The following is a 12,458-nucleotide window of genomic DNA, read 5'->3' as shown; positions in this document are numbered from 1 at the left end:
CGCTTAACCTTTCGGCGCCGCGGGCTCCCGCGCTCTCCGCCGATCGGGTGGTCGGGGCGGGTTTTCACCCGGCTGCGGGGTGATCCGTGGGCTTTCGCCAGACCAGCAGGTACCGCCAGAACAGCAGCGGGCGGACGGTGCTGCCGGGGAGCAGCCGCGCCGAGTCCCGGCGGACGTCGGTCAGCGGCGGGAAGTCCATGCGCACCGGGGCCTTGGCGACCGGGTCCGCGCCGCCGTTGAGGCGGTCTCCGGCGAAGACGAGCAGCCTGGCCAGGGCGTTCGCCGGGACAGCGGCCAGTTCGCGGGCGTAGTCGCTCGGACGGCTCGGGCGGGCGCAGCCGAGGACGGCGAGAACGCCGCCGGGGGCGAGGGCGTCGCGCAGTCTGGTGACGGTTTCGAACGGGACGTGGTGCAGCGAGGCCAGACAAGAGATGTACGCGTAGGACTCGGGAGCCAGCGGTTCGGCGGTCACGTCCGCGCGGCGGTACTCCACGGTGCCCGGTCCGGGGGAACCAGCGGACGCGGCCCGGGCGAGCATTTCGTCCGACAGGTCGATGCCTTCGACGGTCATCCCGGCGGCGGCCAGCTTGCGGGCGAACCGGCCGTCGCCGCAGCCCACGTCCAGGGCGCGGCCGGGGCCCGGCGGCAGCAGCCGGAGCAGGGCCGGGTGGTAGTGATGGTTGTGGTCGAAGGGCATGCGCCCGACTTTGCCACGGGCCGCCGCGAGGACGGGCGCGCCGGGGCCCGGGGCCGCCGGGCGCGCGGCGGGCGCCGGGTACCCTCGACTACGTGCCAGGCCGAACCTTTCGCCTGGTCTTCCCGGTCGCGCGACCGCGCCGGGACAGCGACTTCAAGGAGTGCACGAGTGCCGCGCGGTGAGGAGCCCGAGGAGACCCGGCGGCCGGATCTCGCCGATCCGGACAGTTTCGCGGGAGTCGACGAACTGGGCGCGCTGGCGCACAGCGAGGACGAGGACGGCAACGAGCTGGAGCCGGACCTCGACGCGCCGGACGCGGCCTACACCGTGGGCGGCGGTTCGCGGGGCGGGATCGGCGGCATCGGCCAGCTCGGCGACAACCTGGCGCTCGGCCCGGTCCCGGACCTGCGTCCCGAAGAGGGCGCCGAACCGCACGAGCTCGACGACGAGGGCGCGCCCGCCGAGTTCGCCGACGAGAACGGCCCGGAGGCCCGCCGCGACCTGATGGCCGCCGAGGCCGAGCTGAACCAGCGCTGGCCGGAGACGAAGCTCGAACCGTCGCTCGCCCGGATCCAGGCGCTGATGGCGCTCCTCGGCGAGCCGAACCGGGGCTACCCGGTCGTGCACATCGCGGGCACCAACGGCAAGGGCTCGGTCGCGCGGATGGTCGATTCGCTGCTGACCCGCATGGGCCTGCGCTCGGGCCGCTACACGAGCCCGCACCTGCAGCTCGTCACCGAGCGGATCGCGCTCGACGGCCGCCCGGTCTCCGCCGCCCGCTACGCCGAGCTGTACCAGGACATCGCGCCCTACGTGGCGATGGTCGACGGCGCGAGCGAGGACGGCGTGCCGATGAGCAAGTTCGAGGTGCTCACCGGGATGGCGTTCGCGGCGTTCGCCGACGCCCCGGTCGAGGCCGCGGTGCTCGAAGCGGGCATGGGCGGCGCCTGGGACGCGACCAACGTCGCCGACGCCCAGGTCGCGGTCATCACGCCGATCGGGCTGGACCACACCGAATACCTGGGCCCGACCGCGGTCGACGCGGCCGCGGAGAAGGCCGGGATCATCAAGCCCGGCTCGGTCGCGGTGATCGGCGAGCAGGACCCCGAGGTGCTGAACGTCCTGCTCAAGCGCGCGGTCGAGGTCGACGCCGCGGTGGCGCGCGCGGGCAGCGAGTTCGGCGTGCTCGAACGCGAGATCGCGGTCGGCGGGCAGATGCTGAAACTGCAGGGCCTCGGCGGCGTCTACGACGAGATCTTCCTGCCGCTGCACGGCGCGCACCAGGCGGCCAACGCGGCGCTCGCGCTGGCCGCGGTCGAGGCGTTTTTCGGGGCGGGCAAAGACAAACAGCTCGTGGTCGAGGCGGTGCGCGAGGCGTTCGCCGAGGTCGAGAACCCGGGCCGGCTCGAACGCGTGCGGGCCGCCCCGGCGGTGCTGGTCGACGCCGCGCACAACCCGATGGGCGCCCAGTCGCTCGCCGCGACGATCGCCGACGAGTTCAACTTCCGCCGGCTCGTCGCGGTCGTCGGCGTGCTGGCCGAGAAGGACGCGCGCGGGATCCTCGACGCGCTGGAGCCGGTCGTGTCCGACGTCGTGGTCACGCGCAGTTCGTCGCCGCGGTCGCTGCCGGTCGAGGACCTGGCCGAGCTGGCCGTGTCGATCTTCGGCGAGGACCGGGTGCTCGCCGAAGGCGACCTGGAAACCGCGATCGAGACCGCGATCGGCCTCGTGGAGCAGAACGACGACCCGGAGGAACCGCTCGCGGGCGGCGGCGTGCTGGTGACCGGCTCGGTGGTCACCGCGGGCGACGCGCGGACGCTGTTCGGGAAGGAACCGGCATGAGCGAGACCCCGGAAACGCCGGTGAAGCCGCCCGCGAAGGACCCGATGAAGGGGTTCCGCGGCGTGCTGGCCGGAACGCTGATCATGGAAGCGATCACCGTCGCGCTCGCGCTGCCGGTCGTCGCGAAGCTCGGCGGCGGCATCACCAGCTTCACCGGATGGACGGTCATCGCGCTGGCCGTCGTGCTGATCGTGCTGTGCGGGATGCTCAAGCACGTCTGGGCGGTGCCGGTGATCCTGCTGCTGCAGCTGGCGATCATCGGGGTCGGCGTCACGCAGCCGGCGATCGCGATCATCGGGATCATCTTCCTGGCCGCGTTCCTGTGGTTCCTGTGGCTGCGCCGCGACGTCGCGCGCCGGATGGCCGCGGGCACGCTGCCGAGCCAGCAGCAGCCGCAGGCCTGAGCCCTCGGCCGTACCGGCTCAGCAGTAGACGCTGACCTCGATCAGGTTCCGGTCCGGGTCGCGGAAGTACACGCTGCGGATCGGCCCGGTCGCGCCGGTGCGGTCGACCGGGCCCTCCTCGATCGGCACCCCGTGCGCGGCCAGGTCTTCGACGACCTGCTCCAGCGAATCGGCCGTGATCAGGCACAGATCCGCGCTGCCCGGCGTCGGCCGCGCCGCCTTGGGCTCGAACTCGTGCCCGGCCTCGTGCAGGTTGATCTTGCTGGCGCCGAACGTCAGCGCCTTGCGGCCGGCCCCGAACGTCACCTCGGTCATGCCGAGGACGCGAGTGTAGAAATCGACCGTCGCGCCCAGGTCGGCGACGGTGAGGACGAGGTGGTCGAGCCGGTCGATGCGCATGGTTTCACCCTATTCCGATGTAACGGCCGGGCCGCCACGGCGACGGTGCAGGTGTGATCGTGGTGCGGGAGCTGAGCGCGGAGAACTGGGCGGAGTGGCGCGACCTCCGGCTGGCGGCGCTGCGCGAGGACCCGGAGGCGTTCAGCTCCGCGCTCGCGGACTGGCAGGGCGAAAACGACGTCGAACCCCGTTGGCGGGCCCGGTTGCGCGACGTGTCGCTCAATGTCCTGGCCGACCTCGACGGCGTCCCGGCCGGGATGGTCAGCGGGCACCTTTCCGAACGCGGCGACAAAGCCGAGCTGCTGTCCATGTGGGTCGCTCCCTCGGCCCGCGGCAAGGGAGTCGGGGACGCGCTCGTCCGGGCCGTGGTGCGCTGGAGCGAGGGACGCGGGGCGAGCGAGCTGGCGCTGCGCGTCGCGGGCGGAAACGAGCATGCGCTGGCCCTGTACCAGCGGCACGGGTTCGTGGAGCGCCCGCTGTCGGGGCCGAGCGAATGCGAGCACGAGATGGTGCGGGATGCACACCGAGCGTGACGACCGGCGGTGCGCGTTCTCGGCCGGGTGAGCCGTTCACCCGGCGGTCAGCCCGAGTTGGCCGCCTGGCCGTGGTCGCCGGATAAAACGACCGGCATGACCGAAACGACCCCTTCCCGGCGCTCCGTGCTCAAAGCCGGAATCGCCGTCCCCGCGCTCGCTGCGGCAGGCGGGCTGCTGCTGCCCGGCGCCGCCTCGGCCGCCCCGCTCGTCCGCCGCGACCGCCCGGTGCTCGCCCACGGCGTCGCGTCCGGGGACGTGACCACCGGCTCCGGCATCGTGTGGTCGCGGGCCGACCGTCCGGCGCGGCTGATGGTCGAGGTCGCGCGCGACCCGTCGTTCCGGCACGCCCGCCAGGTGCCCGGCCCGTTCGTCACGCCCGAGACCGGCGGCACCGGCAAGGTGCGCGTCGCCGGGCTCGCTCCGGGCACCGAGTACCACTACCGCGTCACTGCGGTCGACCTCGACGGCCGAAGCACGAGCGAGCCGGTCGCCGGCCGGTTCGCCACCGCCCCGGTCGGCCGCGCGAACACCCGGATCGTATGGAGCGGCGACGTCGTCGGGCAGAACTACGGCATCAACCCGGGCCTCGGCGGCATGACGATCTTCTCCGCGATGGCCGACCGCCGTCCGGACCTCTTCCTGCACAGCGGCGACACGGTGTACGCCGACGGCCCGCTCACCGAAACCGTCACGCTGCCCGGCGGCGCGGGCACCTGGCACAACATCGTCACGCCGGAAAAGTCGAAGGTCGCCGAAACCCTCGACGAATACCGCGGCCAGCACGCCTACAACCGGCTCGACGCCCACTTCCGCCGGTTCGCCGCGGAGGTCCCGGCGTATGTCCAGTGGGACGACCACGAGGTCGTCAACAACTGGTACCCGGGCGAAGTCCTCAACGACCGTCCCGAATACACCGAAAAGCGCGCCGACGTCCTCGCCCGGCGCGCGTTCCAGGCGTTCCACGAATGGCATCCGATCGACCGCCGCCAGGCCGTCGACGGCCGGGTGTACCGGAACTTCCGCTACGGCAGCCGGGTCGAGGTGTTCGTGCTCGACATGCGCACCTACCGCGACGCCAACACCTCGGATCAGACCAAGCCCGGCCACATCCTCGGCGAGGCGCAGGCCCGCTGGCTGGCCGACGCGCTCCGGCGCAGCACCGCGACCTGGAAGATCGTCCAGGCGGACATGCCGATCGGGCTGGTCGTGCCGGACGGCAAGGACATCGAGGCGGTCGCCAACGGCCTGCCCGGCGCCCCCGGCGGCCGCGAGACCGAACTGGCCTGGGTGCTGAACCAGATCTCGCGCCACCGCGTGCGCAATGTCGTGTGGCTGACCGCCGACGTGCACTACACCGCCGCGCACCATTATTCGCCCGAGCGCGCCGCGTTCCAGGACTTCGACCCGTTCTGGGAATTCGTCTCCGGTCCGCTCAACGCCGGCGCCTTCGGCCCGAACAAACTCGACCCGACCTTCGGCCCGGAAGCGGTGTTCGTGCACGCCCCGCAGACGCAGAATTCCTCGCCGTTGCAAGGGTTCCAGCATTTCGGCGAGGTGAATGTGGACGGTGCGAGCGGCGAGCTGACGGTCGACCTGCGCGACGCGACCGGGGCCTCGCTGTGGTCGAAGACGCTGCCGCCGCAGCGTCGCTGACCGGCCCGGATAGGCGTCGGATAGGCGTCGGATAGGCTCAGCGCCGATTAACACGAATCCGCACAAGGAGAAATACCGTCGTGACTGAACGCACGCTGGTCCTCGTCAAGCCCGATGGCGTCGCGCGCGGCCTCGTCGGCGAGGTCGTCTCGCGCATCGAGCGCAAGGGCCTGAAGCTGGCCGCGCTGGAACTGCGCACCGTCGAGCGCTCCGTGGCCGAGGAGCACTACGCGGAGCACAAGGAGCGCCCGTTCTTCGGCGACCTGCTGGAGTTCATCACGTCCGGCCCGCTCGTCGCGATCGCCGTCGAGGGCCCGCGCGCGATCGCCGCGTTCCGCCAGCTCGCCGGCGGCACCGACCCGGTCGAGAAGGCCACCCCGGGCACCCTGCGCGGCGACTACGCGCTGGAGACCCAGTACAACCTGGTGCACGGCTCAGACTCGCCGGAATCGGCCGAGCGCGAGCTGAAGCTGTGGTTCCCGGATCTGTGATCCGGCCGGACCGGCACTGACCCCTCGCGAACGCCGGGCAGGGGCTTCGGTTCCCGCCCGGCGTTCGTGTTTCCCGGGTGCCACCGGGCGCGGAGGAAGCCCGCTCGCTCGCGCGCGGCGGTGTCGGCCGTGGTCTGTGCGGATTCATCTGGGGCAGGCGGGTCGACACCGACCAGCCGCACCTCGTCCAGCGGGCTTGGGGTCGATGCGCGCCCTCTTCGGCGAACCACCAGGTCGCTCCCGTGCCGCCGCGCCAGGCTCGCCGGGCGAGGAAGTTCGTCAGTGCTCGGACCCCCGCGGATCGGTTAACCTCCACCGGTGACTGCTCTCCCGCTGCCGCCCCGCGATTACCTGCCCCACCTGCGCTCGCTCACCGGAGCCTTCGCCGCCGAAGCGGCGGGTGACCTGGACAATCCGGTCCCGTACTGCGGCGACTGGACCAAGCGCGACCTCGTCACGCACCTGGGCAACGTGCACCGGTGGGCCGCCGGGATCGTCCGCACCGGAGAGCTGAGCAAGCAGGAATTCGACGTCTCGCCGAGCGGCGACCTCGCGCCCTGGTACGCCGAGAGCGCCGCCGAACTGCTGGACGCGCTCGACGCGGCCGATCCCGCCGACGGCTGCTGGGTTTTCGGGGCCGCGGAGAAGACGAAGGCGTTCTGGTTCCGCCGTCAGGTGCACGAAACTGCCGTGCATCTGGTCGATCTGTTCGGCGCGCGCGGCGCGACCACACGGCTTGATCCGCTGATCGCCGCCGACGGCGTCCACGAAGTGCTGGGCACGATGCTGCCGCGCGTCGCGCGCTGGAAGCACGAGGTGCCGCTCGCCGCGCCGATCACCTTGCGCACCACCGACACCGGGCACTCGTGGACCGTCGTGCCCGGCGAACCGCCCGAGCTGGGCGAGGGCGAAGCGGTGGCCACCGTCGCGGCGCCCGCGCAGGAGTTGCTGGTGCTGCTGTGGAACCGCACTGACACCCAGCCGGAGATCGCTGGCGACGAGGCCGTCGCGAAGGAGTTTCTCGCCGCGCGCATGACTCCCTGAGCGGATAATCCTGCGCCATTCAGGTCCCGTTCACCGAGGGGACTTCCCGCGGTCGCGCCGATGGCTTTGGCTGGTCTAAGCCATTTTCGCGATCGTGGGGTATCTGGTGAAAAGATCAAGATCCGTGCTGCTCAGCGCCCTGCTGGCGCTGCCGCTGGCCACGCCGGCGCAGGCCGGCCCGCTGTCCGCGCCGCTCGGTCCGCCGCCGGTCGAGAGCGCTTCCGCCTTCTCCTCGTCCCGGGAGGCCCCGGTCGTCGCCGCGGCGCCCGCCGCCGACGACGGCCTCGAGACCAGCAGCGCCACCAACGCGGTGGCGCCCGGCCTGAATCTCACCCAGTTCGACCGCTTCGACCCGAAGGGCTGGATCCGCGGCGACGCGCTGAGCGTCGACCTCACCAGCAAGGTCCTGAAGCCGACTTACCTCAGCCCGGGCACCGTTTCCGCGCGCACCCCGCTGTCTCAGCAGGTCGCTCGCGCCGGTGCGGTCGCGGGCGTCAACGGCGACTTCTTCGACATCAACGCCTCCGGCGCGCCGCTCGGCGTCGGCATCGACAACGGCGAACTGCACAACGCGCCCGCGTCCGGGCACAACACCACCGCGGCGATCACCGACCAGGGTCGCGCGAAGCTCGCCGACATCTTCCTCGAAGCGTCGGTCACCCTGCCGGACGGCCGCGCTGTCCCGGCCACGAACTTCAACAGCCCGGTGCTCGCGAAAGACGCGCTGGGCGTCTACACGCCGCTCTGGGGTGCTTCGGCGCGCGCGACGTCGGTCGCTGGTGCGCAGCGGGTGGTCGAAGTCGAGATCCGCGACGGTGTGGTGACGCAGGTGCGTCCGGCACCCGCGGACGGGCCGATTGCGGCCGGCAGCACGCTGCTGCTTGGCCGTGAAGCTGGCGCGGATGCGTTGTCGGCGCTGCACGTCGGTGACCGCGTAGGCGTTTCGTACGCACCGCGGACCGACGCGGGAAAGATCGCGGTCGCGGTCGGCGGGAACAAGACGTTGCTGAAGGACGGGCAGTTCCAGCAACTCGACGACGTCACCCTCGCCCCGCGCACCGGCGTCGGATTTTCCGCGGACGGCAAGCGGATGTGGCTGGTCACGGTCGACGGTCGCCAGGCCGACAGCCGCGGGATGACCGAACTGGAAATGGCCCGGCAGCTGAAGCGGCTCGGTGCCGACGACGCGATCAACCTTGACGGCGGCGGCTCTTCGACGCTGCTCGCGCGTGGCGAAGGAGAAGCCGCGCCGTCGGTGCGCAACTCGCCTTCGGACGGCGGGGAACGCTTGGTGCCCAACGGCATCGGTGTCGCGACCGTCCCCGGCAGCGGACGGCTGACCGGCTTCGCGCCCGCCCCCGCGCAGGAGGGCGAAAACTCGACCCGCGTGCTGTCCGGCCTGAGCCGCGCGCTCGTGCCGAACGGCCACGACGAGACCGGTGCCGCGGTGGCGTCCCGGCCGTTCTGGACCACGTCGAACGCGTTCCGCGGCACGGTCACGAAGAACGTTTTCACCGCGCAGCCCGACTTTCTGCACCCGGACGCGCGCGCCGACGTGACGGTGACCGCGCACCAGAACTCCGTGAGCGGCCGCACGAAGCTGACCGTGCTGGGCAAGCCGGTCCGGCTGGGCGCGAGCACCAAGCAGGTCGTGCTGTCCGGTGCCGACGCGCGCGGTGAGTTCCAGGTCTACGGCTACGACGCGGACGGTTACGGCACCTGGATCGAACCGTCGGACGTGAAGCTCGAATACGACCCCGCGGTGGTGAAGATCGAGCCCTCCGGCAAGGGTTTCGCGGTGACCGCGAAGACCACGTCCGGGGCTACTGCGATCACCGTGCACGCAGGCGGGAAGACTGTGCACCTGGCGGCTTCGGTGGGCACCGAGGCGCGCGTAGCGGCTCCACTGGCTGGCCCGGAAGGCTGGTCCGCCACTGTGTACCCGGCGGTCGTCGGCGCCGCGCTGTCGTCGGCGGACGGACGCAACGGCGGCAAGGGCCTGGCGCTCGACTACCGGCTCACCGGCACCACCGCGACCCGCGCCGCGTATGTCAACGCGGCCGACCCGCTCCCCGTTCCGGCCGGCACGCAGAAGATCGGCATGTGGATCAACGGCGACGGCAAGGGGGCCTGGATCCGCGCGGAACTCCGCGACGGCGCCAACACCGCGTCCATTGTGGACCTTGCCCGAAACGTCGACTGGACCGGTTGGCGATACGTGACGGCCGCGGTGCCCGCCGGATTGCCGGACGGACAGCGGCTCACCCGGTTCTACGCCGTGGAAACCGTGGCGGACAAGCAGTATGAGGGCAAACTGGTGTTCAACGACCTCACCTTCGAGGTCGCGCCGACCACCGCGGTGCCGCAGGATCCGGCCGTTCCGGACCCGGCGCTCGTCACCAACGGCACGCTCGGCAAGGGCGGCCTGAAGATCGCCGTCGTCAGCGACGCCCAGTTCACCGCCGACGCCCCGGACGGTCCGCTCGTCGCCCAAGCACGCCGGGCACTGCGCGAGGCGGTCGCGGCGAAACCGGATCTCGTCCTGATCAACGGCGACTTCGTGGACCGCGGCACCGCGCCGGACTTCGTCCTGGCCCGGAAGATCATCACCGAAGAGCTGGACGGCCGCGTTCCCTGGTACTACGTCCCCGGCAACCACGAAGCCGAGGGCGGCAACGGTCTGAAGAACTTCCAGGACGCGTTCGGGGAAACGCACCGGGTGGTCGACGTGCACGGCCTGCGGCTGATCCTGATGGACTCGTCGCGCGGTTCGCTGCGGGCAGGCGGGTTCGACCAGGTCCGCATGCTGCGCGAAGCGCTCGACAACGCCGCGCAGGACCGTTCGGTGCGGGGCGTGGTCGTCGCGATGCATCACCCGGTGAAGGACCCGAGCCCGACCGGCAATTCGCAGCTGGGCGACCGGAAGGAGGCCGCGCTGCTGCAGATGTGGCTGACTGGTTTCGAGGAAAAGTCCGGCAAGCCGGCGGCGTCGCTGGCTTCGCACGCGGGAGTGTTCGGCCTTTCGCGTACCGACGGCGTGCCGTACCTGGTGAACGGCAACTCAGGCAAAACCCCGGCCGCGGCCCCCGGTGACGGCGGTTTCGTCGGCTGGACCCTCGTTCAGGTCGACCCTTCGGACCGAGGCCAGCCAGTGCGATTCGAGACGCGCCCCAACGTCGACGCGCTCACTGTGACCGGCCCGGGCACCCTTTCGCGGGGCGGGACCGGAACGGTGACCGCCGCGGTGACGCAGGAAGGCCGATCGATTCCGGTGGCATACCCGGTAAGCGCCGCTTGGGGCGGCCGCGGCGTGCACATCGGCAGCTGGCCGCCCGCGCCATGGGACGTGGTTTCGCTGGACCCGGCCACTGGAACGGTGCGGGGCCTGAGCCCGGGAACGGCGGAGATCTCGGTGACGGTGAACGGGGTGACCCGTTCGGTGCCGGTGACGGTGCGCTGAGCCGGGTTTTCGCGGCGAGGGCGGGGCGGTCTTCGGGCCGTCCCGCCTTTTCGCGGGAGATCCACCCGGATGCCGTACCCGCGCCGGGGAAACGGGTCGAGAATTGTCGGTCCCTCCCTCTACTGTCGTTTCTCGTGGGAGAGTCGGCATCGGAACCAGCGCTCGTGCAAGCGAAGGCGCTGGTCAAACGGTTCGGAGAATTCGAGGCAGTCCGCGGCGTCGACGTCGAGGTGCGGCGAGGGGAGGCGTTCGGCTTCCTCGGGCCCAACGGCGCCGGGAAGTCGTCGACGATGCGGATGATCGCGTGCGTGTCGCCGCGCACCGACGGCGATCTGCGCGTCCTCGGCATGGACCCGGACGTCGACGGGCCGCGGATCCGCGCGCGCCTGGGCGTGGTGCCGCAGGAGGACAACCTCGACGTGGAGCTGACCGTCCGGCAGAACCTCCACGTCTACGGCCGCTATTTCGGCCTCTCCCGCGCGCACGTGCGGAAGAAGGCCGTCGAGCTGATGGAGTTCGCGCAGCTGTCCGACCGCGCCGAGAAACCGGTCGACTCCCTGTCCGGCGGCATGAAACGGCGGCTCACCATCGCCCGCTCGCTGGTGAACGACCCGGAGCTGCTGTTGCTCGACGAACCGACCACCGGGCTCGATCCGCAGGCCAGGCATCTGTTGTGGGACCGGCTTTTCCGGCTCAAAGCGCGCGGCACCACGCTGATCGTCACCACGCATTACATGGACGAAGCAGAACAGCTCTGCGACCGCTTGGTCGTCATGGACGGCGGCCGGATCGCCGCGGAGGGCTCGCCCGCCGAGCTGATCGCGCGGCATTCCACCCGGGAAGTCGTCGAGCTGCGGTTCGCGCCGGGGGAGCAGCAGGGCGCGGCCGACCGGCTCGACGGGCTGGCCGAGCGCGTCGAAGTCCTCCCGGACCGGGTGCTGCTCTACACGATGACCGGCGAGGCCACCCTCGAGCGCGCCCACGAACGCGGCCTGCGCCCGCTGTCGAGCCTGGTCCGGCGCAGTTCCCTGGAGGACGTCTTCCTCCGCCTCACCGGCCGGACGTTGGTGGACTGATGACCGCTCCCGCCACCGGCCGCGTGGTCGGCCGGTTCCACGGCGCCTGGCTGCGCGTCGAGGGCTACTGGACCTGGTACCGCAGGCACTGGCTCAGCACGCTCTACTCCACCGGCCTGCAACCGGTGCTGTTCCTCGCCGCGATGGGGCTCGGCTTCGGCTCGCAGGTCCGGCCCGGTGCGGCGACCGGCGGCGTGTCCTACCTGATGTACGTCGCCCCGGCGCTGCTCGTGGCCGGCGCGGCGCAGCAGGGCGTCAGCGAATCGAGCTATCCGGTGCTCAGCGGATTCAAATGGCAGAAGGACTACCTGGCGGTCACCGCGACCCCGGTGTCCCCGGGCCAGGTCCTCGGCGGCCACCAGATCTGGACGATTCTGCGGCTCGCCCTTTCCGGCGCGGTCTACGCGCTCATCGCGTTGCTGTTCGGCGCCTGGGCCAACGCGGGGGCGCTGCTGGTGATCCTGGTCGGCGTCCTCACCGGGCTCGCCTGCGGATCGCTGATGGCCGCGCTGGCCGCGTGGACCTTCGACGAGGGACAGCGGTTCGGGTTGATCTTCCGCTTCGTCGTCATCCCGATGACCCTGTTCTCCGGCACGTTCTTCCCGATCGCCCAGCTGCCCCTGTACCTGCGCTGGCTCGCCTGGATTTCCCCGCTGTGGCACGGCACCGAGCTCTCCCGCGCCGCCACGCTCGGCGGGCGCGAGCTGCTCCCGGTGCTCGGGCACCTCGCGTATCTGGCGGCGCTGGTGGCGATCGGCTGGACGATCGCGCACCGCGGCTTCTACCGACGGCTGGTGGCTGTCTAATGCTTTTGTCAAGCGGCAGGGGTGACTGTGGTGTGGTTGGCCTGGTACGG

11 protein-coding genes are annotated in these 12,458 nt (G+C 71.4%); 9 read left to right on the top strand and 2 right to left on the bottom strand.

Features of this window, described 5'->3' with window-relative positions; all coding sequences use genetic code 11:
- Positions 1–64: 64 nt before the first annotated feature.
- The gene (locus L942_RS24005) at positions 65–697 is read right to left on the bottom strand and encodes a class I SAM-dependent methyltransferase (RefSeq protein ID WP_037364477.1); all 633 of its coding nucleotides are present in this window, start codon (positions 695–697) and stop codon (positions 65–67) included.
- Positions 698–865: 168 nt separating this feature from the next.
- Here L942_RS24005 and folC point away from each other — a divergent pair, with 168 nt between their 5' ends.
- Positions 866–2,539 (top strand): bifunctional tetrahydrofolate synthase/dihydrofolate synthase, encoded by a 1,674-nt coding sequence (gene folC, locus L942_RS24000; protein WP_037364474.1) that lies wholly within the window; start codon positions 866–868, stop codon positions 2,537–2,539.
- Positions 2,536–2,943 carry a DUF4233 domain-containing protein gene (locus tag L942_RS23995; RefSeq protein WP_037364472.1) on the top strand — a complete coding sequence of 136 codons (408 nt, stop codon included), beginning with the start codon at positions 2,536–2,538 and terminating at the stop codon, positions 2,941–2,943. Before folC ends, L942_RS23995 begins: the two co-directional genes overlap by 4 nt.
- 18 nt (positions 2,944–2,961) lie before the next feature.
- Here L942_RS23995 and L942_RS23990 read toward each other — a convergent pair whose 3' ends face one another.
- On the bottom strand, positions 2,962–3,342 hold the full coding sequence (locus L942_RS23990; RefSeq protein ID WP_037364470.1) for a VOC family protein: 381 nt from the start codon (positions 3,340–3,342) through the stop codon (positions 2,962–2,964).
- A gap of 53 nt (positions 3,343–3,395) precedes the next feature.
- On the opposite strand from L942_RS23990, the gene L942_RS23985 reads away from it, so the two are divergent.
- From L942_RS23985 to L942_RS23955, 7 genes are all read left to right on the top strand, one after another.
- The gene (locus L942_RS23985; protein ID WP_037364468.1) at positions 3,396–3,875 is read left to right on the top strand and encodes a GNAT family N-acetyltransferase; all 480 of its coding nucleotides are present in this window, start codon (positions 3,396–3,398) and stop codon (positions 3,873–3,875) included.
- A 96-nt stretch (positions 3,876–3,971) separates the two neighbouring features.
- The gene (locus L942_RS23980) at positions 3,972–5,531 is read left to right on the top strand and encodes an alkaline phosphatase D family protein (RefSeq protein WP_037364465.1); all 1,560 of its coding nucleotides are present in this window, start codon (positions 3,972–3,974) and stop codon (positions 5,529–5,531) included.
- A gap of 80 nt (positions 5,532–5,611) precedes the next feature.
- Positions 5,612–6,022: a nucleoside-diphosphate kinase gene (gene ndk, locus L942_RS23975; protein WP_037364462.1), complete on the top strand. Its 411-nt coding sequence runs from the start codon at positions 5,612–5,614 to the stop codon at positions 6,020–6,022.
- A gap of 318 nt (positions 6,023–6,340) precedes the next feature.
- Positions 6,341–7,066, top strand: coding sequence for a maleylpyruvate isomerase family mycothiol-dependent enzyme (locus L942_RS23970; RefSeq protein ID WP_037364459.1), 726 nt, complete (start codon positions 6,341–6,343; stop codon positions 7,064–7,066).
- A gap of 124 nt (positions 7,067–7,190) precedes the next feature.
- Positions 7,191–10,526 carry a phosphodiester glycosidase family protein gene (locus tag L942_RS23965; RefSeq protein ID WP_081655196.1) on the top strand — a complete coding sequence of 1,112 codons (3,336 nt, stop codon included), beginning with the start codon at positions 7,191–7,193 and terminating at the stop codon, positions 10,524–10,526.
- A 134-nt stretch (positions 10,527–10,660) separates the two neighbouring features.
- Complete coding sequence (locus L942_RS23960; protein ID WP_037364456.1) at positions 10,661–11,602, top strand: ABC transporter ATP-binding protein; 942 nt, start codon at positions 10,661–10,663, stop codon at positions 11,600–11,602.
- Positions 11,602–12,408 (top strand): ABC transporter permease, encoded by an 807-nt coding sequence (locus L942_RS23955; RefSeq protein ID WP_037364454.1) that lies wholly within the window; start codon positions 11,602–11,604, stop codon positions 12,406–12,408. Before L942_RS23960 ends, L942_RS23955 begins: the two co-directional genes overlap by 1 nt.
- Positions 12,409–12,458: the final 50 nt, after the last annotated feature.

Origin of the sequence: Amycolatopsis orientalis DSM 43388, from assembly GCF_000411975.1 — a bacterium.
In the GTDB taxonomy this organism is placed as follows: Bacteria; Actinomycetota; Actinomycetes; order Mycobacteriales; family Pseudonocardiaceae; genus Amycolatopsis; species Amycolatopsis orientalis_D.
The sequence above is the reverse complement of the archived record's forward strand: the minus strand, read 5'-3'. Positions and strand labels throughout refer to the sequence as shown.